Source organism: Streptomyces sp. NPDC046335 (genome assembly GCF_055587985.1).
Genome location: NZ_JBVJFF010000014.1, coordinates 265,655 through 287,018 on the forward strand (window position 1 = coordinate 265,655; position 21,364 = coordinate 287,018).

A 21,364-nucleotide genomic window follows, 5' to 3' on the forward strand; every position below is an offset into this window, starting at 1 on the left:
CGCACCGGCCCACATCTGACGAGGAGCACTGCCATGCATGAATCCCAGATCCGCACCGCCACCGCCGCCGTCACCGAAGTGCTGCTGCCCGGCATCGTCGATCCGGAGGGCATCCAGGTGCGCACCCGGCCCCAGCGCCCGGTCGGGCCCGGGCAGGTGGTGCTGGCGATGGAGGCCGCCGGGGTCTCCTTCGCCGAGCAGCAGATGCGCCGCGGCAAGTACTACGACCAGCCGCCCTTCCCCTTCGTCCCCGGTTACGACCTCGTCGGGCGGGCCGTCGACGTCGGCGAGGGCGTACCGGGCGACCTGCTGGGGCGGCGCTTCGCGGTACTGACCAAGACAGGCGCCTGGGCCAGCCACGTCACCGTCGACGCCGGTGACCTGACCGAGGTGCCCGACGCGGTCGATTCCGCGGACGCGGAGACCTTCGTGGTCAACGGCATCACGGCCTGGCAGATGCTCCACCGCCTCGCCAAGGTCCGCTCCGGCCACACCGTCCTCGTGCACGGCGCGAACGGCGGCGTCGGCTCCACCCTCGTACAACTCGCCCGCATCGCCGGCGCCCGGGTCGTCGGCACCGCGTCGGCCAAGCACCACGACGCCGTACGGGCGCTGGGCGCCGCCCCCGTCGACTACCGGGCCCCCGACCTCACCGAGCAGTTGCGCTCCCACGCCCCGCAGGGATACGACGCGGTCTTCGACCACGTGGGCGGCGAAGGCATCGTCACCTCCTACCGCCTGCTCGCCGACAAGGGCACCCTCGTCTCCTACGGCACCGCCTCGACCCGCGACGTCCAGGGCTCGTCCAAGGCCCCGGTCCTCAAGTTGTTCGCCCGTCTGATGCTGTGGAACGCCCTGCCCAACGGCAAGGGCGCCCACTTCTACAACATCTGGGCCGGCCGCCGCAGGCTCGACACGTTCCGCACCCGGCTGCGCGCCGACCTGACCCAGGTCTTCACGCTGCTCGCCGACGGCGCCCTCGCCCCGCAGGTCGCCGCGCGCGTCCCGCTCACCGAGGTCGCCGAAGCGGTACGCCTCGCCGAATCCGGCACGGTGGTGGGCAAGGTCGTCCTGGTGCCGTAGGGGGCGCGCGGCTACAGATCGGCGGATGGGGCATGCCGGTGGTTTCGCGGAGTCAACAGCGGCCGCGGCGCGCGTAGAGCGTGACGCGTGCGCCCTGGACGTTCCAGGACCGGCACTTGTCGAAGCGGCTGCCGATGACTTGGCGCTTCACCGTCTCCCGCTCGATCCGGTCACTCGTCGTGCCTGATGAATCCGTGACGAGCACGATCCGCGGCTCAGCACTCATCCGGCCGCGGATGGCACGGGCGGGGACCTCCGTGCCGTACAAGGTGTCCGAGGCGGCCGGGCTCTGGTCCAGGGCGATGTCCCGCAGGCCCGCGGTGGCCCCGGGCACCGCCAGCGACCACACCCTTCGCCGCAGCGGCATGTACACCACGGCGTCGCCCGGCCTGCCCGCCGTACGGATGGCGTGCCCGGCGGCGACAGCGTCGTCCAGACGGCCGCCGGGAGTACGCAGTTCCAGAGTCACCGGGGTCAACGCCACGAGTCCCGCGCTCGCCACCGCCACGGCCGACGTGGCACGGCGACGGCCGCCGGCCAGGGCCCGGTCGAGCAGCGCGCCCCAGAGCAGGGCGGCGCCTGCCATGCAGTACAGGACATAGCGCTCCGTGAACAGCGGTTTGACCGGGGCGAGGAGCATGAGCAGCGAGGTGGGCACGGTGAGCAGCGCCGTGGCGGGCCTGATGACGGCGGATCCCTGCCCCGCCGTCCATTTGCGCAGCAGCACGGCACAGCACGCCCCCAGGGCGCAGAGCCCGGCCGCCCCCGCGTACACGACCACGTCGAAGTGCAGCCAGTGCACCTGGTCCTGCTGGCGATGGCTCACCACGGCCAACGGGGCCACCCCCGCCGTCACCGCACCGGCAGCCATGGCCCAGGGCCGCCGTGCCTCACGGGGCACCATCACCGCGTGGGCGGGCAGGGCGAACACCGCGAACTCGTGCAGCAGGCACGCGAGGAGCATCAGCGTGCCGTAGCCGATCCACCTCGGTCGTGCGCGCCGGCCCGGTGTCGCCGCAAGCGCCAGGAACAGGAGGTACGTCGCCCAGATCACCAGCGCGCAGACCATCGCGTACGAGCGTCCTTCCTGGGTGTGGCGTTGCACCGCCGGCAGTGCCGTGAAGACGACTCCGGCGAACAGCCCGGCCCGGAGCAGCAGGCAGCAGCGCAGGACGGGTGCCATGGTGGCGCCCAGGTGGCCGCGCGAGACGGCAGGTGGCGCGGAACGGCCGGGTGAGGCCGGGCGGGCGGAGTCGACGTACTGCTGGGCCTTGGTGGTGATGACGGGCTCCCCGTGCGTGCGCTGCGGATCGTGTGGCCGACTGCTCCGGGCCCGGAAGCGGGCCGCGAAAGTCGAGTTCAGCGGCCCGGCGCGGCGCGTTCCCTGCTCCGCGGGGTGTAGCTCTCTTCCGGGGACGGCCCCGATGGTTTGAGCTGGGAGATCGTGGTGGTGGGTGATGGCGGCGTTGTCGGGTCTCTACCGTGTGGGTGGAGGAGGCGACGCTGATGGGGTCGTTGATCGTGGGAGTTGGAGGCGCGGGAGGCGGCGGCCCGGGCCCGGGTGCGGTCGCCGCCGTCCTCGACGAGTGACGGAACCGCCGGGGCCGCACCGTGCCGGGGGCCGAGCGGGGCGGGGGCCGAGCGGGGCGGGCCGCCCACCGACTAGCATCGCCGAGTTCGTGCCACCCACCGGCCCGGGCATCGCGGCACGGCGTACAGGGGAGCGGACACGGCATGAGAACGAAGAGCGCAGCGGCGTGGGCGGTAGCGGTGCTGATGCTCGGCGCAGCCGTCGGCGGCTGCGCCGAGCAATCGGACAGGGGACCGTCCGGCAGCAGCGCGAAGCACACGAAGTCCCACCGCGAACCCGAGGACAAGCCTGATTCACGGGTCGTCGAGGACGACGACGACCACACCGTCCTCGAACTGTCCGACGGCCGGCAGGTGTCCCTCCGCTTCACTCGCCGCGGCCTGGAGGCACAGCATCGCCACGCCTCTGACGACGCCTGGTCCGCCCGGAAGACGGTCTATGAGACCGGCACCAAACCGTGCCACGGCATCAGGGCAAAGGCGTACCGGGACACCGTGTGGCTCGCGGCCGGCTTCGGCGCGTACTGCAGGGACGGCGAAGAACCGCAAGAGGTGATCGCGGCCGTCGCCACCGGGGACCTCTCCTCCTGGACCACCGACCCGACCAAAAGCACCATCGCCTGGCCGAAGGCCCGCATCCGCGACGGTGGCGCCCGAGTGGACTTCGTCGATCCCAGCATGCTGGAAACCACCACGCTGACCTGGCGCAAAGGCTCCGGTTTCGCCGGGGTGGCCACGAAGTACAAGCCCATCCACCCCTGGTTCGTGGGCCGGTGGCGAGCCAGGGACGGCAGCCAGCAGCTGACCCTCCACCAGGTCGAGTCGGGCAGACGCGCACGCGTGGTCATCGAGTCCCGCACCGGCCCGCGATGCAAGGGCAGCGCCACTGTCTCCGGCATCGACCAGCACGACCTGTCCATGAGCAACTTCAAGCTCGATCAGGGCACCAGGACCGTCAACTGTCCGCCGGAGGAGACCGAGTACTCCTTCGACGTGAAGTCCTCGGACGGCCCGCTGCGCCTCCGCAAGATCGGCAACCACCCGAAGACCGTCCTTACCTATGAGCGGGCGGGCTGACGTACGACTGCGCATGAGGGGCGGCGGCGTGGTCGGGTCTCTACCGTGTGGGTGGAGGAGGCGATGCTGATGGGGTCGTTGATCGGGGAGTTGGAGGCGCGGGAGGCGGCGGCCCGTTGCCCGGACGCTGCGTACCTCCGATCCGGTCACCTCCATGCGGCTGGGCGTCGCGGCCTGGCGGATCGCGGACCTGCCGGAGACCCGGGAGGCGGTGCGGTCGGCGGCGGCGCAGCGGGAGCTCGCCGTCTTCTCCGGCGCGGACGGCGGCGACGCGGCGAACGCGCCGCGCGCCCTCAGCGCGGACGGCGCCTTCGCGCTCACCATGGCGGGACGGCAGATCATGCTGTGGGCCACCGCGTCTCCTGCCGCTCCCCTGCTCACCCATCCCGTCGACGACCACAGCGCCGACGATGTCCGTATGGACACGGCCGATGGGGTCATCCGTTACCGGGCCGGAGGAGTCGTACGGACGCTCGACATACGCCAGGCGCTGTCGGCGGAGCCACTGGAGCACCCGCTCAAGTCCGCGCGCTTCAGCCCCGACGGCCGCACCCTCGCCGCAGCGCAACGGCGCGGCCACGACTGGCGGTTCCAGTTGCGCGACGCGCGCGGCGGCCGGGTGACCGACTGGCTGCCGGGTGGGACCTGCGAAGAGTGTGTGCGCGGCCCGGTGTTCTCGAAGGCCGGCACCGTACTCGCGTACGGGGCCGACGGCGAGCGCGGAACGGCAGTCCGGCGCTGGGATCTCACAAAGGGAAGGGCGACGGGACGGGCCGCCACCGTGCCGGCCGACGCGGACAGTCTGGCCGTCCCTGCCGATAGGGGGCCCGTCGTCGTCTCGGGGGTACCCCTCACCGCACGGGACAACGACAACCGACGAGTCGAGGTATGGAAGGGCGGCGGGAAGACGGAACGCGTGCGCGCCTTGCACCGGCCCACCTCCGGGTCCTCCAGCACGCTGACACCCGACGGCCGAACCCTGCTGACCTGGGACGGCAGCCTCGTCGATGTGCCGAGCGGACGCTCCTCACGGGTGCTGCACGGCGAGGACGAGGTGATCGCCGCGGCCTTCAGTCCTGACGGCCGCTACCTCGCGGTCGCGGATGACGACGGCCGGATCACCCTGTGGAACGCGCGCGGCACCCGCCCTCTCGGCGTGCTCGCCGCCGGTTCCTGGGACGCAGGCGACGCGGACGGCGCACCCGTGTTGGAATTCTCCGCCGACGGCCGCCACCTGGCGGCGGGCACGGCCGACGGTACGGTGCGTGTCTGGGAGACGGACACGCCCGGCCTGCCCGGTGCCGCGTACCCGGCGGCGGACGGGCCCGTCCTCGCCATCGGCTTCACCGGGAGTGAGGTGCGCGTCGCCACACCGCACACCGCGAGCCGCCGTCTGCTCGTCGGCCCCGGGCGTGCCGCCCGTGACGTCTGCGCGCGGGTTCGGGTCGGGCTCGGACGCGAGGCGTGGCACACGTATCTGCCCTCGGTGGAATACCGGCGGACCTGCTGACGCGGTGGGACGCGGCGGATCGACCGGCTGGTCGGGTCGCATCGCGTCCAGCGCGCCCGGGTGGCTCGGTCAGGCTGTGTGCTGGTACGTCGGGTAGGTGAGGTAGCCGGCGTCGCCGCCCTGGTAGAAGGTGTTCTCGTCGACGGGTGCGACGGGCAGGCCGGAGCGCAGCCGTTCGACCAGGTCGGGGTTGGCGAGGAAGCCGCGGCCGAAAGCGATCAGGTCAGCGCCCAGGCCCAGCCAGTGGTCGGCCTCCGCCCGCCCGGCCTGCTTGGGGCCGCCGGGCACGCTGGGGTTGACGATCAGGGTGCCCTGCCAGGTCTTGCGCAGCTGGACGAGGGTCTCCTCGTCGGTGGTGGCCTCCAGGTGTACGTACGCGAGGTCGAGGCGGGCGAGTTCCGTCAGCAGGGCGGCGTTCAGTTCGGCCGCGTCGTCCTCGGTCACACCCCAGAAACCGCCGCCGGGTGACAGGCGGATGCCGGTGCGGGCGGCGCCCACGGCTTCGGCGGTGGCGGCGGCTGCCTCGACGGCGAAACGGATCCGGTTGGTGACCGAGCCGCCGTAGCGGTCGTCGCGCAGGTTGGCGTTGGACGACAGGAACTGGGAGATCAAGTAACCGTTGGCGCCGTGCAGTTCGACCCCGTCGAAGCCCGCGTCGACGGCACGGCGGGCGGCGTTGGCGTAGGACCCGACGTGATCGGAGACCTCGTCGGTCCGAAGCGCCCGCGGCACGGGCATCGGCTGCGGACCGGTGGGGGTGAACACGCTGCCCTCGCCGGGCACGGCCGACGGGCCGACCGGCTGCAGACCCGTGGTCTCGTGGTGCGAGACCCGGCCGCCGTGCATGATCTGGGCGAAGACGCGTCCGCCGTTTATGTGGACCGCGTCGGTCACCTGCCGCCAGGATTCAGTCTGTTCGTCGGTGTGCAGGCCGGGCGTGCCCGGGTTGGACTGTCCCACGAGGCTGGGCTGGACGCCTTCCGTGACGATCAGACCGGCCGTGGCGCGCTGCGCGTAGTAGGTAGCCATCGAGGGGGTGGCAAGACCGCCGTCGGCGGCCCGGACGCGGCTCATGGGCGCCATGACGGTCCGGTTGGGCAGGACGAGCTCACCGAGGTGGAAATCGCTGAAGAGAGACGGCATGTCGTAGTCCTCACGTACGTCTGTGCTCCGGATCTCGAAGCCCACGAGCACGCTAAAACCTGACACCAGTGTCAGAGGCAACCGGTGGACGGCGCGAAGCCGTGTGGGGTGCACCACAGGGGCGGTGAGGTGAACACCGCGGGAGGTGACCACGCGGTGCGGACCGGGGAACTCGCGGCACGTGCCGGGGTGAGTGTCCGGTAACTGCGCTACTACGAGCAGCAGGGGCTGCTCACCAAGCCCGGTGGCCCACCGTGAGGCCGTGCTGCACACGGTCCCTCCCGCGGGCCCTTCGTCCGCGGACCCCTCACCGGCGGCCCAGAACCCGAGCGCGGCGATTCTGCACGCCACACGCAGCGCGCAAGGATGTTGCCACAGGCACTCGTTGGTCGCGTCGGTCTCCAGGGCTGCCGGGCAGAGGGAAGCAGCGGCAAGCCATGCCACCCAGCCAAGGCGATAGCCTGCTGCCGGGGTCAACTGCATTGGTGCGAAGGCTGGTGGCCGGGCTGATGCGGCGGTACGGCCGGTGGACCGAGCCGCTGTGGTCGACGCCGGCCGCGGTCGGCCTCGCGGCCGAGTCGGCTTCGATCTCCTCCGCAAGCGTGGCCCGCTCCACGTAGGGCAACGCTTACGAGCCTGCCGCAGCTGCCGCGGCTGTCGGCAGAAGAGCCTCAGGTAGCCATGTGCCGGGCGAGTTCACGTGACTTCTGCTGCAGTGCCGCTGTCCACTCATTTGCATGGGGAGCCGAAGCCGTCTTGAAATGGCCGCTCTCGGCGTGCTCGGCCGCCTGCCAGTTCACCTCGAAGTTCGCTGTCTGAGCCAAGGCCAGCACCGTGGCAACGAACCCTTCGGACAGGGCGGCCATGACGGCATGCCTGGTCTTGCTATGCCAGACGAGAAGAGCATCGACGAACGCTGCGAATGCGATGGGGTCGATCTGACACTCGTCAGCTTCCATGGGGCCAATGCCGGATGGCAGACCCACTTCGGCTTGATAGACGGCGACCTGGCTCATGAACAGCTTGGACGCCCCGTTGGATGGGTTCCACAGGGTTTGGTCGCCCAAGTCGTAGTACTGGCTCACGTCAGCCTCTCACTGCTGGTCATAGGGGAACATTCGGTCAGTCAGCCCTCCACGGAAAGTGAACCAGAACCCGCGCTGCCCCAAGTCTCCTGCCGCAGCCGGTAGCCGAGTTCGACCTCGTCCAGCGGGCCCTCCGGCTCGGGGCGCAGGATGAACCAGCCGATGAACGCGCCGCCGTCCCTCTCGTGCGCGGCGAACAGCCCTGCCCCAAGTTGCCACGCCACTTCTCGTAGCCGTGGAGTTCGGCGAGCCGGACCTCGTGCGGCCAGGCCGCACACCCGCTTCGGCTTTCCTCTTTTCCTTTCAACGCGACGGAGCGCTGCCGCGTATCACCTCACGACAACAGTTACAGAGCCGACAGAGCGCGCGAACCGGTCGTCCGTAGGTGGCTCCGGTGCGCTGCCTCAGTACGCAGATCAAGGAGACAGCTCAGGTGAAACGCCTCAGGACCACACGTCAGATGACGGTCAGCACCACCGCGCTCGCCGCGGTCGCCGCACTCGCCCTGGCCGGCAGCGCGGCGGTTACCACGGCCAACGCCGATTCACCGGCGACGAAGTCGTCGAAGGGGTTCACCACCACCGTGGTGGACTTCGGTGCCTACACCAGCAAGGCCAGGGTTGAGAACCCCAAGGAGCCGGAGGACCGCGACCCCACCGTCAACGCCACCAACAACACCCTGGCCGTCAGCCCGAACGAGCGGTTCGCCGTGGCGACGAACTCCTACTCGGACCACCTGGTCGTGATCCACGTACCGAGCGGTCGCAAGGTCGCCGAGATCAAGGGGTACGTCAGCCCGCGCAACATCCTCTTCGCCCCGGACAGCAAGAGCTTCACCGTGTCCGACAGCGCACGCGGTGTCGTGGACCGCATCTCCATGTCCGGCTTCCACGTTCAGCAGCGTCTGCCGCTCGGGGCCGGTGTGTTCGGCACCGCGCAGAGCAGGGACGGCAAGACGCTGTACGCCAACAACGCGGCGGCGAACACCGTCACGGTGATCGACCTCGCCCACAACAGACCGACGGACGTCCTCACCGGCTTCTCCGAGCCGCGGCAGGGGGTCAAGCTCTCGTACGCGGGTGACAAGCTGTATGTCACCAACTACGGCGAAGGCAAGGTTTCGGTCGTCGACCTCAAGGGCGAGGACCACGCGACGAAGCAGATCGGCGGGTTCCAAGGACTGCGTGCGGTGTCCGTCAACCGTGCCGGCGATCGTCTGTACGCGGCCAACAGCGAGACCGACAAGATCTCCGTCGTCGACACCGAGTCCGGCGAGACGATCACGAGGGTACCCGTGGGTGAGAAGCCCTACGGTGCCGCGCTCTCCCCCGACGGATCGGTCCTGTTCTCCGGCAACATGAAGGGCAACACGCTGACCGCCATCGATCCGGAGGACAACTCCGTGACCGGCACCGTGAAGAGCGGTCCGAAGGGCGCCCTGAAGGGGCCCCGGCAGGCGATCAGCTTCAGCGCCGACTCGAAGACCGCATGGGTGCTCAACGACGACTTGACCGTCGCCGAGGTCGACGTGGACCGCCTTGAGGTGACCGACATACTGGGCGACTGACCGTCCCCCTCCCAGACCCTTCTCACCTTCACCGCGGTCCGCCGGCCACGTCGGCGGACCGCTTGCGTCTCCCCCCCCCAGGCAGGAGGGCAGTCCACGTAGCTACTTCCCGCGTAGCTACTTCCGCGAAGTCTTCCACAGGGCCATCCGGTCGAGGAGGCCGTCCCGCAGCACCAGCACGTGGACCAGAACGGCCAGCATGTGCAGGGTGAAGAGGATGAAGAGCGCGTAGCCGAGCACCAGGTGCGTCTCGTGCAGGGCGGAGTAGAGGCTCGGGTCCGCCGGCGCGATGGCGGGCACGTGCACGCCCGCCACGACGAACGGTGTGTCGGATGCCGACACCATGGCCCAGCCGACCAGCGGCTGGGACACCATCAGGCCGTACATCAGGCACTCGGACGCCAGGGCTGCCCTGCGTTCGCCCTGGCCCATCGACCGGGGGTGCGGGGGCGCACGATGGGTCAACCTGTTCACCAGGCGGATCACCGCGAGAAGGAGAACGGCCAGGCCCAGGGGTTTGTGCACCGACACCAGAAGGCGGTAGTCGGCCAGGGAGGCCACCATCGCCGCGCCGATGAAGAGCATGGCCACGACGAGGACGGCCATCACCCAGTGCAGCCAGCGGGAGAAGAGCGAGAACCGCTCCGGTACGCCGGCGGTGACCGGCTCCTGCGGGGCGGGAATCTCGCGGGCCCCTGTCGCGGCGTCAGTCATCGCGCTTCTCGTCGCGCTCATCATTGCGCTTCTCGTCGCGCTTCTCATTGCGCTTCTCATCGCGTTTCCCTGTCACCTTCACCGTACCCGTCGTATCCGGCTCTCCGGTGCGCCGCGCGAACGACTGCGCGTACACGGACGAACGGGCGCTCAGCAGCGGATCGCTGGACGGTGTGATGCCGCGTGGCAGCACCGTGGGATCGAAGTTGATGTCCCGCGCGTTGCCCGGCGCCTCGGTGTGCGCGGACGTGAGGGTCAGAACCCCCGTGTCCAGTTTGCGGCGGCTGTCGGGCCAGGCGATGGTGGCGTCGTCGACGGGGTCATCGGGGCGGCCGACGGTGAGCACCAGCCGCCACCGCAGCGGTCCGTTGCCGAGTGCGCTGATCAGCGTCTCGAACAGCTCGTTCCTGCCGATGGGTCCCTTGACCGCCGCGCGCACCGGCTGGAGGGGGACCATCGACCAGCGGACCGGGACGCTGCCGCCCGAACCGTTGGTGAAATGGAAGGCGTTGAGGCCATTAAAGGTGCTGTCCGCGAAGCCCGAGGTGGGCGGGTGCTTCTTGGCCAGCTCCATCGCGCGCACCGTCTCGGGATGCTCGGCCAGGAACGCGGCCTTCTTCCGCGGATCGGGTTGGCCCGTATCAGGCACCGCCTTGAACGCGAGCATCCGGTCGTAGAAGCCCTGCGGGGTGCGGTCCTGGAACACGGGGAGGTTGACCATCGCGGTGCGCCACTGCTCGCCGTCGGGGAGTTCGAAGCGCAGCGCGAGTCCCCGTACGGTCTTGGTGGCGTCGGCGACGTCCGGGACGCCCCCGGACAGTGAGAACCTCCCCGTCACCGGGGTCCGTCTGCCGTCCTCGAACACCACGGCCTCCGACACCGCGGTTCCGGCTCCGTTGCCGACGAACGAACCGGTGACGCTGACCCCTTTGGCGTGGTTGCGTCTGAACCCCGGATGCTTGCCTGCCACGGTCTCGAACCCGTCCGCCAACCGGGCCGGCGTCAGCCTGTCCGGCGTCAGCCAACCGCCCGCGTACGCGAACGCCCCGACATCCACTGCCCCGACACCGGCCACCGCGCCGATCCCGAGCAGCGCGGTTCTGCGGCGCAGCGCACGAGCGGGGGTCGCGGCGGGCTGTATGTCTTCGTTCTCCAAGAGAACTCTCCCTCCGACTTCCTGTCGTCCGGCACACCGTGGCGCCGGACGACGATGACGTTGTTGAGGGATACGCGGGCATGTGCCGCGATGTTGAAGGGCTTGCCGATCTCCCGGACATGGGATCCCCTCCGAGATACCCGCGTTCATGGTCTGTACCAGGGCTGGGCTCCCCAGTACCCTCATGCGTAACCAGTGGCACCCCTCCCCCACCCACGTTGCGTGCTGGTACGGGCAGCACCCCCATCCCACTGTCCGGCAGCCGGGTGAATCCCCCAATCGCCGCCTCCAGGAGGATCACGGTGAGAGTTCACACCAGAAGCTCGGCGATCATCGGCACGCTCTGTCTCGTCGCATCTCTCGCCCTGACCACGGCGTCCGCCGATGAACCCGCCACACCCCGGCAGGCAGCCAAGGTCTCGCTCACCAAAGTAGCCATGGCCAAGAACCCGACAGCCGGGACCGCAGGACCGGGCCGCACCGTCTGGTTAGCCGAACGCGCGGGCACCGTACGGGTGTTGAAGGGCAAGAAGCTCAGCGACCCCGTCCTCGACATCTCCCGCGAGACCACCACCGACGGTGAGCGCGGTCTGCTGGGGATCGCGTTCGACCCGGACTTCACTCATCTCTACATCTCGTTCACCGACCTCGAGGGCACCAGCACGGTGGACGAGTTCGCCGTGAAGGACGGCAAGATCCGGCCGAGCACCCGGCGCACCGTCCTCACCCAGACGCAGCCGTACGCGAACCACAACGGCGGTGACATCAAGTTCGGTCCTGACGGCTACCTCTACATCGCGTTCGGCGACGGCGGCTCCGGCGGTGACCCGCACGGCAACGGGCAGAACCTCGACACGCTGCTCGGCAAGATGGTGCGGATCGACCCGAGTGGCGGCAAACCGTACGCGATTCCGCGGGACAACCCGTTCGTGGGTGACCCGAAGGCGAAGGACGAGATCTGGGCGTACGGGCTGCGCAACCCGTGGCGGTTCTCCTTCGACTCCCGTACGGGAGACCTGATGATCGGGGACGTCGGCCAGAGCGCCTGGGAGGAGATCGACCGGGCCCCGGCGAACAGCGAAGGCGGCGAGAACTACGGCTGGTCCCAGATGGAGGGCACCCACCCCTTCCGGGGCGGCACGGAGCCCGCGAACCATACGCCGCCGATCCACGAGTACGACCGCACCGGCCTCGGATGCTCGGTGACCGGCGGCTTCGTCTACCGGGGCAAGGCCATCCCGGCCCTCGCGGGTCAGTACGTGTTCAGCGACTACTGCGACGGCACCATGCGCTCCCTGAAGATGCGGGACGGCGAAGTGACCGGCGTGAACGACCTGGGTGCCAGCGGCGGCGAGGTCATCTCGTTCGCGCAGGACGGCAGGGGCGAGCTGTACGTCCTCGACATAGGCGGCAGCGTCTTCCGCATCGACCCGGCGTGACAGCCACCGGGTGAAGGTCACTGCGGGCGGCGTGCCCGGAAGGTTCGGGGCACGCCGCCCGGCGGTGACCATGACTGTCAGTCGGTGGTTGGGGTGACCTCCCGCGTGCACAGGCGGCGCTCCGTCGGCCCGGTGACCGCCTCGCCCGTCTCCAGCGAGAAGCTGGAGTGGTGCAGTGGGCAGCTGATCCGCAGCCGCGCGGCGTTGACATGGCCGTGGGCGAGGAAGCCCTTGCGGTGCGGGCAGGCCGCGTCCACCTCGAACTCCCGGCCGTTGACCCGTACGCGGAGCTTGTCCTCACCCACCTGCTCGATGGTGGCGTCGCTCACTCAGGCCGCCCTGAGTGCGGAGGCGACCGCCGCCTCGGTGGCGCCGCCGATGACCTCACTGGCCATCTTGAACCCGGCCCAGACCTTGACCGGCCGCAGATCGGCCTCGGCGTCGAACTCCCTGATGGCCACCTGGAGTTCCTTGGCGTGGAAGTGGTCGATGTGCAGGTGCTCCGTGTAGTAGCGAGCGCCCTTGAGGCCGAGCCGCTGTGCCGCCGTGGCGAAGCACTTGAAGGCGTAGAGGATGCTGGATTCCAGGTAGCAGAGCGTGCCGAGGAAGTACTCGGGACGCGGCGCCCGGGCGGCCGCCCAGAAGAACGTGTTGACGTACGCGTACGTCTCCTCGTTCGTGCGGTCGAGATACTCCTCGACCTCCAGGGACATGCCCAGTTCGGTCATCAGGTCGCGGTAGATGTTGAAGTGCGCCTGGTCGAGGTTTCCGCAGCCGAATTCGTCGATGAGCACCCGGAACACGGCCATTTTGGCCTTCCTGGGGAGCCGCCAGACGATCGGCAGGAAGGACTCGGACTCGGTCAGTCCGTCCACCGCGAACTGCGCGACGACCTCCTTGAACTGCTTCAGGTCGAGGTCCTCCGCCATGACGCGCTCGAACTCCGGCGGGTCGGCTTCTTCGGCCTTGAGCAGTTCCTTCATCTGCCGGCCGAGCGCCGCGCGGTCCGGCAGGTCCGGCGCGGCGTCCTCGATCTCGCGGACGCGGGAAGCGATCAGGCGCTCTTCGAGTTCGTGCAGTTCGCGTAGTTCGTCGGGGCTGGGGATGGTGCGGTTGAGGACGAACAGGCGGCTGCCCGCGGTGCGTTCCAGGGTGGGGTTCGCTGTCACTGGGGCGCTCCTTCGCAAGGGGATGTGGAGGGGTGGGCGGTGAGTGGTGCCGCGGTTCAGCCGACGGCCAGCGCGGTGCCGATGACTCCGCGCCGGACCAGCTCGGTCTTGACGTGGAGGTACCAGTCGTCCGCCAGCAGGTCGTACCGCTCGGACAGCTCGTCGACGCGCTCCTGGCTCACGCGGGAGAAGGACGTCACCGCCTCCTCGCAGGTGCCGGGTTCGAGGTTGGCCAGCGGGCCGACGAACCCCTGGACGCCGGGCACGTCGGCGATCTGGTGCTCCCAGCCCTGGAAAACCGGCACCGGCACCCCGTCGGCCAGCAGTTCCTTGGTGAACCGGACGTCGCCGCTGGACTCCTTGACGCCGATGACACCCGGCAGCGCGCACACCTCGCGCAGCGCGGTCACGTCGAGGTCCATCTTGGAGACCGCGTTCTCGTGGTAGACGAAGACGGGCAGCGGGCTCTTGGCGAGGATCTCGCGGAAGTGCTCGACAAGCGTGGGGCAAGGTATGTCGGCGGCCGGGAACGGCGGAGGCACCACGATCGCGTCGGCGCCAAGGGCCTCGGCGAGCGCGGCCCGCGCGAGGATGCCGGCGGGCCGCCCGACCTCGATCCCGGCGAACACCGGGGCGCCTTCGGCGTGCTCGACGGTCAGGTGCACGATGTCGATCCACTGCTTGAGGGAGAGCTTCCAGCCCTCGCCGGTGCTGAGCGCCGGCATGTATCCCGTGACCCTGCCCCGGAGGCCGTCCATCAGCCGGGCCACGCTCCGCCCGCACACCTTGCGCTGCTCGTCGACGGGCGTGACCAGCGGCACCACGACGCCGCGCAGCCGCTTCAGGCGCTCCACGGCGGCGAAAGCATCTGTGGGGGCTTCAGACGGCGGCATGGTCGACCTCCAGTGTCAGGGACGTGCGGTACAGGGCGTCGAGTACGTCGTCGGCGTCGTCGAAGCGCACGGCGCCGCTCGCCCGGCGCGGGGTGCGCACGGGCACTCCCTCGGCGGTGAGGGCGGTGAGGCGGGGATTCACGGTGACCAGTTCGCCCTCGGCGGCCAGTACGGACGCCAGCAGCATCCGCTCGCGGAGCTCCAGGGTGTCGGCGCGGGCCGGTAATTGGGCCAGCGCCTGCCAGTCGGCGGTGGTGTAGGCGCGCCGCCGGATCGGCATGAGGGAGTGCAGCACGTCCATGAAGGGGTAGTAGACGTCCTGTTCGTGGCGTGGATAGCTCCACACCAGGTCGTCGCAGCGGCCGACTTCCTCGTACGTCATCACGACCGGCCGGTGCAGGTGTTCGGCGAAGAACGCGGCGCAGGAGGCGCGGACCACCGGATCGGCGCTGTGCATCCCCATGAACAGCGACGCGTCCACGTAGACGTCACGCGGCATAGCTGTCCACCGCCTCGCGCAGGCGGGTGAGGGAGGCCGCGAACTCCTGCGGGTCCCGGGCGAGCGCGATGCGGACGTACCGCTCGCCGCGCTCCGGCTCGTTCCAGTAGAAGTAGGTGCCGGGCAGTACGTAGACCTCGTACTGCGTCAGGTGTGCCTGGAGTTCGGTCGCCTTGATCTCGTCGTCCGTGATCCGGAACCACGCGACGCTGACGTTGACCGTGGGTTCCAGATGTTCCAGGAGGCTGCCCTCCAAGGTCTTCAGCGCGGTCTCGCGGTTACGGGTGATGACGTCGCGCACCGAGGTCATGCCGTCCTCGATGGAGTCCTCGACGTAGCGGGCGAGGAAGTTGAGGACGAACGGCGAGACGTCGAGCAGGACGCTGGTGTGGATGTTGTAGACCTCCTCGTGGAGGTCCCGGCTACAGGTGAGCAGGGCGCATTTGGCGTCCTGGAGCGGCCAGGTCTTGCCCGTGTCCTCCAGGGCGATGTAGCGCACACCGGAGGTGTCGAGGAGTTCGTAGAGGTCGAACCGGCCGAAGCGCGGGTCGGCGAGGGCGAAGGCGGCGAAGCAGAGATCGACGACGAAGAGCTTGTCGTGGTCGACGCAGTAGCGGATGACTTCCTCGAAGCCCTTGCGGCCGTGGCTGAGCAGCGAGAATCCGGTGGGGTTGTTGGGGTCCACCAGGAAGAGCGCGTCGGTGGTGACGGTCTCGGCGAGGCGGTCGTAGATGCGGTCGGCTTCGTGCAGGGCGTCCTCGGGGATCGGCACCGGGTTGACGCCGACGTTGCGCAGGACGTCGGGCAGGTTGTCGAAGCAGGGCTCGACGAGGCTGACGCTGATGTCGTTGCGCCGCAGGTACATGCCCGCGACCAGCGTGGAGATGGAGGCCGCGTAGGAGAGCATGGTGCTTTCCGCACGCACGCTGTTCTGGCCGTGCAGCCGGAAGAAGACCTCCTTGAAGCGGTCCTCCAGGTCCACTTGGCGGCTCTCCTCGGCTTCGTACCAGAGGGCGGGCAGGGCCTGGACTATGTCGCGCTGGCCCGGCGACTGCTGCTGGTGCGTGTGGGCGTCGGCGAGGTTGAACCGGGTCTTCAGTGCCTGGATCTCGTGCTGAGTGAGGTCGAGAAGCTGCTCGGTCACAGGATTCCTTGAGGGAAGAAGGCGACGCGGACGGACCCGGGGCGTGCCCGCACGGCACGGCGACAGGGTCCGCTCGAAGGCGTCGGTGTCGGGAAGAGTGGTCGAGATCTGCTCGGAAACGCGCGTCATCCGCGGGGAGGAGCCGGGCCCGCACCCGGCTGGGCCGCAAAAGGGTTTGCCCTCAAAGGGTTTTGAACCTGGTGCGGCGTGACCACCGTGGCGTACGTTAGACGATGATCGATCATCGCTCAACCCTTTGCCGACCCCATGCCAGTTCCGACCGGAGTTCCCATGTCAGGTGAGAGAGTCACCGATTTCCCGGCGTCCGCCGCCTCGTTGAAACGTGTCCCCCTGAGCGAACAGGTGCGGCGCACCCTCCTGGACGGCCTGCTCAACGGCCGATGGCGGCCGGGCGACCGCATCATCGAGCGGCACATCGCCCAGGAGCTCGACGTCAGCCACGGCCCCGTCCGGGAAGCGCTGCGCGACCTCCAGGCCATGCAGCTCGTGGACATGATCCCCAACAAGGGGGCCCGCGTGCGGGAGTTGACGCCCGACTATCTCGCCGCGGTCTATCCGGTACGCGCCGCCCTGGAGCGCCTCGCCGGCCAGTTGGCCGTACACCGGCTCGGCGGGGACGTGACGGAGCTGGAGCCTCATCTGGACCTGCTGCACCAGGCGGCGCAGGACGGTGACTCCGATCTGCAGATCCACTGCGCCGTCGAGTTCCACAGGGAGATCGTCCGGTCCGCCGGGAACGAGGTGCTGCTGCGCAACTGGGAGTCCCTGGCCATCGAACTGTGGACCCGCCTCTCCCTGAAGTGGCTGCGCACCGAACTGCACGAGAACGCCGAGGACCACATCGCCATCGTGGACGCCTTCCGGCGCCAGGACCCCTACGTGGGACGCATGCTCGAACTGCACGTCCTGGAATACGCACACAAACCGATAGGAATGCCATGACCACCACCCCGCACCCGCGCGATCAGGTCGCGCCGGGCACCATCACCGTGTTCTCCGACATCTGGTGCTCGTTCGCCCACGTGGCGCTGTACCGGCTGCACACGACGCGGGCCAGGCTCGGCCTCCAGGAGCGCGTCCGCTTCGACCACCGGGCGTTCCCGCTGGAGCTGTTCAACAACGGGCCGAGCCCCCGGCCGGGCACGGACTCCGAGGTCGGCGGGGTGGCGCACATCGAGCCCGACGCCGGCTGGCAGCTGTGGCGGGCGCCGGACTGGAAGTTCCCCTCCTCCTCGCTGCCGGCGCTGGAAGCCGTCCAACTGGCCAAGGGCGAGAGCCTGGAGGCCTCCGAGCGGCTCGATCTCGCCCTGCGCAAGGCCTTCTGGGCCGAGAGCCGGTCCATCGGCGCCCGTGCCGTGGTGCTTGACGTGGCCGAGAAGACGCCGGGCGTCGACGCGGCCCGTATCGCCGATGGCCTGGACGACGGGCGGGCGCGCCGGGCGATCACGCGGGACTTCGCGTGCGCCCGGGAACACCAGGTCCAGTGCAGTCCGCACCTCTATCTGCCCGACGGCTCCGACTGCGCCAACCCCGGCGTAACGGCCCGTTGGCACGGCCAGTACGGGACCGGGTTCCCCGTGGTGACGGAGAACGAGCCCGCGGTCTATGAGGAGTTGCTCCGCCGGGCCGCAGGGTGATGCCCGAGCGACACCCCGGGGCCGGCGGAGAAATCTCCGGTATCTCGCATCGTGAGAAATGATCGATCATCGCTCATTACCCGCCAGTAAGTGTTGACTGCACCTATCAGCGGCTCTTACGTTCTGAATCACGGAAACAAGCTTCCGCATGGCGAAATATTGCATGCGATACGGAAGCGGCGTCAGCGGGGCGTGCATCGCCGCCCTCGTACACCGGCCGGACCACCCGTACATCCGGCCCCGCTCACCGGGTTGCCACGGCAAGCCGTGGCACCCCGACTCCTTACCCAGGAACGCGAAAGGGGATCATCCGTGTCCCAGCTCGACCAACTTCCCGACAAGGACCCGTCCGAGGTCGCCGAATGGTGCGACTCCCTCGACGCGGCCGTCGGCTTCGGCGGACCGCAACGGGCCGTACAGCTCCTCCAGCGCATCAACGAACACGCGCGGCGCACCGGAATCGACCTTCCGCCGTTCCTGGAAACGCCCTACATCAACACCATCCCCACCGCCGCCGAACCGGCCTACCCCGGCGACGAGGAGATGGAGCGGAAGATCACCGCCTGGAACCGCTGGAACGCGGCCGCGATGGTGACGCGCGGCAACCAACGCGGCGGCCTCGGCGGGCACATGGCCACCTTCGCCTCGGCGGCCTGGCTCTACGAGGTGGGCTTCCAGCACTTCTTCCGCGGCAAGCAGGCGGACGGCTCCGGCGACCAGCTCTACGTCCAGGGCCACGCCTCCCCCGGCGTCTACGCCCGCGCGTTCCTCGACGGCCGTCTCAGCGAGGGCCAGATGGACCGCTTCCGCCAGGAGGCGGGAGGCGACGGCCTGCCCTCCTACCCGCACCCCCGCCGGCTGCCCTGGCTGTGGGAGTTCCCGACCGTCTCCATGGGCCTCGGCCCGCTGTCGGCGATCTACCAGGCGCGCTTCAACCGCTACCTCACCAACCGCGGCATCAAGGACACCTCGGACTCCCACGTGTGGGCGTTCCTCGGCGACGGCGAGATGGACGAGCCCGAGTCGACGGCGGCCCTCGCGCTGGCCTCGCGGGAGGGCCTGGACAACCTCACCTTCGTCATCAACTGCAACCTCCAGCGCCTCGACGGCCCCGTACGCGGCAACTTCAAGATCGTGCAGGAGCTGGAGCGGCAGTTCCGCGCGGCCGGCTGGAACGTCGTCAAGTCCCTGTGGGGGCAGGACTGGGACGGGCTGCTCGCCGAGGACACCGACGGCGCCCTGGTCCGCCGGCTCGGGAGCGTCCCCGACGGCCAGTTCCAGACCTTCGCGGCGCGCGACGGCGCGTACATCCGCGAGCGGTTCCTCGGCACGGACCCCGCTCTCGCCCCGCTCGCCGACCGGCTGAGCGACGCCCGCCTCGAAGAGATCGTCGGCACCTCGCGGGCCGGCCACGAGCCGCGCAAGGTGTACGCCGCCTACCGGGCCGCCCTGGAGCACAAGGGCGCCCCCACGGTCGTGCTGGTCCAGACGGTCAAGGGCTGGACCCTCGGCCCCGGCTTCGAGTCGCGCAACGCCAACCACCAGATGAAGAAGCTCTCGGGCAAGGAGTTCCGCGCCATGCGCGACCTGCTCGACCTCCCCATCCCCGACAAGGCGTTGGACGACACCCTGGTCCCCTACTGGCACCCCGGAGCCGACTCCCCCGAGGTCAGGTACCTCCAGGAGCGCCGCGCCGCGCTCGGTGGCCCGGCCCCGGCGCGCAGGATCATCCCCAAGCCGATGCCGCTGCCGTCCGCGAAGCCCTTCGACGCGCTGAAGAAGGGCTCGGGCAGCCAGGAGATCGCCACGACGATGGCGTTCGTCCGGCTGGTGAAGGACCTGATGCGGGACAAGGAGACCGGCAGGCGCTGGGTGCCGATCGTCCCCGACGAGGCCCGCACCTTCGGCATGGAGTCGCTGTTCCCCTCGGCCGGGATCTACTCGCCGGTGGGCCAGACCTACGACCCCGTCGACCGCGACCAGCTCCTCTACTACAAGGAGTCCAAGGACGGGCAGATCCTCAACGAGGGCATCACGGAGGCCGGATCGATGGCCTCGCTGACGGCGGCGGCGACCTCGTACGCCACCCACGCCGAGCCGATGATCCCCTTCTACATCTTCTACTCGATGTTCGGCTGGCAGCGGACGGCCGATCAGTTCTGGGCGCTGGGCGACCAGTTGGGGCGCGGCTTCGTCATCGGGGCGACGGCGGGGCGCACCACCATGACGGGCGAGGGCCTCCAGCACGCCGACGGGCACTCGCATCTGATCGCCTCGACCAACCCGGCCGCGGTCAGTTACGACCCTGCTTTCGCGTACGAAGTCGCCGTCATCGTCCGTGAAGGGCTGCGCCGCATGTACGGCCCGGACGCCGAGGACGTCTTCTACTACCTCACCGTCTACAACGAGACGAAGGTCCAGCCGCCCATGCCGTCCCGCGAAGGCGTGGAAGAGGGCATCCTGCGCGGCCTCTACCGCTACCAGGAGGCCACGGGCGCGGCCCCCGACGCGCCGCGCCTCCAGCTCCTCGCCTCCGGTACCGCCATCCACTGGGTCCTGGAGGCCCAGCGCCTCCTGCGCGAGGACTGGGGTGTCGCGGCCGACGTGTGGTCCGCCCCGTCCTGGACGGAGCTGCGCCGCGAGGCGCTCGACGCGGAGGCGGCGAACCTCCGTGCGGCCACCGCGGGTGCGGGTGACGAGGTGCGGGTCCCGTACGTCACGCGTGCGCTGGCCGGTGCTCCCGGGCCGGTGATCGCCGTCAGCGACTGGATGCGTGCGGTGCCCGATCAGATCAGCCCCTGGGTGGAACAGGAGTGGATGTCCATCGGCACCGACGGCTACGGGCTCTCCGACAGCCGGGAGAACGTCCGCCGCCACTTCGGCGTGGACGGCCCCTCCCTCGTGGTCGCCGTCCTCGCCACGCTCGCCCGGCGCGGCGAGGTCAAGCAGGAGACGGTACGGCAGGCCGCCGCACGCTACGGGGTGGAGGCATGACCATGCCCGACGAGGTCATCATCCTGCCCGCGCTCGGTGAGTCCGTCACCGAGGGCACCGTCACCCGCTGGCTGAAGGAGGTCGGCGAGGAGGTCGCGGCCGACGAGCCCCTCCTCGAGGTCTCGACGGACAAGGTCGACACCGAGATTCCCTCGCCGGTCGCGGGCGTGCTGCTCGAGATCGTTGTGGCCGAGGACGAGTCCGCCGAGGTCGGCGCCAAGCTCGCCGTCATCGGCGCACCCGGTGCCGCTCCGGCCCCGGCCAAGGAGGAGGCCCCGGCCGCCCCCGCGGCCGAGACCCCGGCTCCGGCCGCCGAGCAGCCCGCAGCTCCGGCCCAGCCCGCCGCCCCGGCCGCCCCCGCGGCTCCGGCGCAGTCCGCCCCGGCCGACGACGGCGCCTACGTCACTCCGCTGGTGCGCAAGCTCGCCACCGAGAACGGCGTGAACCTCTCCGAGGTCACCGGTTCCGGTGTCGGCGGCCGCATCCGCAAGCAGGACGTCATCGCCGCCGCCGAGGCCAAGAAGGCCGCCCCGGCCCCGGCCGCCGCCGCAGCACCGGCCGCCGCCTCGAAGGCTCCGGCCCTGGAGGTCTCCCCGCTGCGTGGCCAGACCGTCAAGATGACCCGCATGCGCAAGGTCATCGG

The 21,364-nt window shown here is 69.8% G+C and carries 21 protein-coding genes; 10 read left to right on the forward strand and 11 right to left on the reverse strand.

The window, feature by feature from the left end; all coding sequences use genetic code 11:
• Positions 1–33 precede the first annotated feature (33 nt).
• The gene (locus ACZ6JY_RS32255) at positions 34–1,083 is read left to right on the forward strand and encodes a medium chain dehydrogenase/reductase family protein (RefSeq protein ID WP_469201568.1); all 1,050 of its coding nucleotides are present in this window, start codon (positions 34–36) and stop codon (positions 1,081–1,083) included.
• A gap of 52 nt (positions 1,084–1,135) precedes the next feature.
• Here ACZ6JY_RS32255 and ACZ6JY_RS32260 read toward each other — a convergent pair whose 3' ends face one another.
• Positions 1,136–2,266, reverse strand: coding sequence for a glycosyltransferase family 39 protein (locus ACZ6JY_RS32260; protein ID WP_469201570.1), 1,131 nt, complete (start codon positions 2,264–2,266; stop codon positions 1,136–1,138).
• Between the two features lie 551 nt (positions 2,267–2,817).
• Here ACZ6JY_RS32260 and ACZ6JY_RS32265 point away from each other — a divergent pair.
• Complete coding sequence (locus ACZ6JY_RS32265; protein ID WP_469201571.1) at positions 2,818–3,750, forward strand: hypothetical protein; 933 nt, start codon at positions 2,818–2,820, stop codon at positions 3,748–3,750.
• Between the two features lie 154 nt (positions 3,751–3,904).
• Complete coding sequence (locus ACZ6JY_RS32270) at positions 3,905–5,260, forward strand: WD40 repeat domain-containing protein (protein ID WP_469201574.1); 1,356 nt, start codon at positions 3,905–3,907, stop codon at positions 5,258–5,260.
• A gap of 69 nt (positions 5,261–5,329) precedes the next feature.
• On the opposite strand, the gene ACZ6JY_RS32275 is transcribed toward ACZ6JY_RS32270, so the two are convergent.
• A complete protein-coding gene (locus ACZ6JY_RS32275) occupies positions 5,330–6,403 on the reverse strand; it encodes an alkene reductase (RefSeq protein WP_469201576.1) in 1,074 nt (357 codons plus the stop codon).
• A 485-nt stretch (positions 6,404–6,888) separates the two neighbouring features.
• Between ACZ6JY_RS32275 and ACZ6JY_RS32280 the strand changes: the two genes are divergently transcribed.
• Positions 6,889–7,023, forward strand: a complete 135-nt coding sequence (locus tag ACZ6JY_RS32280; RefSeq protein WP_469201578.1) for a hypothetical protein — start codon at positions 6,889–6,891, stop codon at positions 7,021–7,023.
• Positions 7,024–7,074: 51 nt separating this feature from the next.
• Here the strand turns inward: ACZ6JY_RS32280 and ACZ6JY_RS32285 are convergent, their stop codons facing one another.
• Both ACZ6JY_RS32285 and ACZ6JY_RS32290 read right to left on the reverse strand, forming a co-directional pair.
• Positions 7,075–7,488 (reverse strand): DUF6086 family protein, encoded by a 414-nt coding sequence (locus tag ACZ6JY_RS32285; RefSeq protein WP_469201580.1) that lies wholly within the window; start codon positions 7,486–7,488, stop codon positions 7,075–7,077.
• Positions 7,489–7,529: 41 nt separating this feature from the next.
• On the reverse strand, positions 7,530–7,712 hold the full coding sequence (locus tag ACZ6JY_RS32290) for a hypothetical protein (protein WP_469201582.1): 183 nt from the start codon (positions 7,710–7,712) through the stop codon (positions 7,530–7,532).
• Positions 7,713–7,948: 236 nt separating this feature from the next.
• On the opposite strand from ACZ6JY_RS32290, the gene ACZ6JY_RS32295 reads away from it, so the two are divergent.
• On the forward strand, positions 7,949–9,055 hold the full coding sequence (locus ACZ6JY_RS32295) for a YncE family protein (RefSeq protein ID WP_469201583.1): 1,107 nt from the start codon (positions 7,949–7,951) through the stop codon (positions 9,053–9,055).
• A gap of 117 nt (positions 9,056–9,172) precedes the next feature.
• Here the strand turns inward: ACZ6JY_RS32295 and ACZ6JY_RS32300 are convergent, their stop codons facing one another.
• Together ACZ6JY_RS32300 and ACZ6JY_RS32305 are read right to left on the reverse strand one after the other, a co-directional pair.
• Positions 9,173–9,769 carry a cytochrome b gene (locus tag ACZ6JY_RS32300; protein ID WP_469201585.1) on the reverse strand — a complete coding sequence of 199 codons (597 nt, stop codon included), beginning with the start codon at positions 9,767–9,769 and terminating at the stop codon, positions 9,173–9,175.
• Positions 9,762–10,925 (reverse strand): catalase family peroxidase, encoded by a 1,164-nt coding sequence (locus tag ACZ6JY_RS32305; protein ID WP_469201587.1) that lies wholly within the window; start codon positions 10,923–10,925, stop codon positions 9,762–9,764. Before ACZ6JY_RS32305 ends, ACZ6JY_RS32300 begins: the two co-directional genes overlap by 8 nt.
• A gap of 302 nt (positions 10,926–11,227) precedes the next feature.
• Here ACZ6JY_RS32305 and ACZ6JY_RS32310 point away from each other — a divergent pair, with 302 nt between their 5' ends.
• Complete coding sequence (locus ACZ6JY_RS32310; RefSeq protein WP_469201589.1) at positions 11,228–12,364, forward strand: PQQ-dependent sugar dehydrogenase; 1,137 nt, start codon at positions 11,228–11,230, stop codon at positions 12,362–12,364.
• 77 nt (positions 12,365–12,441) lie between these two features.
• Here ACZ6JY_RS32310 and ACZ6JY_RS32315 read toward each other — a convergent pair whose 3' ends face one another.
• Genes ACZ6JY_RS32315 through ACZ6JY_RS32335 form a run of 5 tightly spaced genes read right to left on the reverse strand, consistent with a single transcriptional unit; the run spans position 12,442 to position 16,069 of the window.
• A complete protein-coding gene (locus ACZ6JY_RS32315; RefSeq protein WP_469201591.1) occupies positions 12,442–12,693 on the reverse strand; it encodes a Rieske (2Fe-2S) protein in 252 nt (83 codons plus the stop codon).
• Entirely contained in the window at positions 12,694–13,533 is an 840-nt protein-coding gene (locus ACZ6JY_RS32320) for an iron-containing redox enzyme family protein (RefSeq protein WP_469201593.1), read from the reverse strand.
• A gap of 56 nt (positions 13,534–13,589) precedes the next feature.
• Entirely contained in the window at positions 13,590–14,426 is an 837-nt protein-coding gene (locus ACZ6JY_RS32325; protein ID WP_469201595.1) for a dihydrodipicolinate synthase family protein, read from the reverse strand.
• Positions 14,413–14,925, reverse strand: coding sequence for a DUF6190 family protein (locus tag ACZ6JY_RS32330; protein WP_469201597.1), 513 nt, complete (start codon positions 14,923–14,925; stop codon positions 14,413–14,415). Before ACZ6JY_RS32330 ends, ACZ6JY_RS32325 begins: the two co-directional genes overlap by 14 nt.
• A complete protein-coding gene (locus ACZ6JY_RS32335; RefSeq protein WP_469201599.1) occupies positions 14,915–16,069 on the reverse strand; it encodes a pyridoxal phosphate-dependent aminotransferase in 1,155 nt (384 codons plus the stop codon). Before ACZ6JY_RS32335 ends, ACZ6JY_RS32330 begins: the two co-directional genes overlap by 11 nt.
• A 291-nt stretch (positions 16,070–16,360) precedes the next feature.
• Here ACZ6JY_RS32335 and ACZ6JY_RS32340 point away from each other — a divergent pair, with 291 nt between their 5' ends.
• The 4 genes from ACZ6JY_RS32340 to ACZ6JY_RS32355 all read left to right on the forward strand — a co-directional run.
• Positions 16,361–17,032, forward strand: a complete 672-nt coding sequence (locus tag ACZ6JY_RS32340) for a GntR family transcriptional regulator (protein WP_469201601.1) — start codon at positions 16,361–16,363, stop codon at positions 17,030–17,032.
• A complete protein-coding gene (locus tag ACZ6JY_RS32345; protein ID WP_469201603.1) occupies positions 17,029–17,727 on the forward strand; it encodes a DsbA family oxidoreductase in 699 nt (232 codons plus the stop codon). The genes ACZ6JY_RS32340 and ACZ6JY_RS32345 overlap by 4 nt, the downstream gene beginning before the upstream one ends.
• Before the next feature lie 312 nt (positions 17,728–18,039).
• On the forward strand, positions 18,040–20,721 hold the full coding sequence (gene aceE / locus ACZ6JY_RS32350) for a pyruvate dehydrogenase (acetyl-transferring), homodimeric type (RefSeq protein ID WP_469201605.1): 2,682 nt from the start codon (positions 18,040–18,042) through the stop codon (positions 20,719–20,721).
• Positions 20,718–21,364, forward strand: a 647-nt coding sequence (locus tag ACZ6JY_RS32355; protein WP_469201607.1) for a biotin/lipoyl-containing protein, incomplete at its 3' end; no start/stop codon positions are given. The genes aceE and ACZ6JY_RS32355, both read left to right, overlap by 4 nt.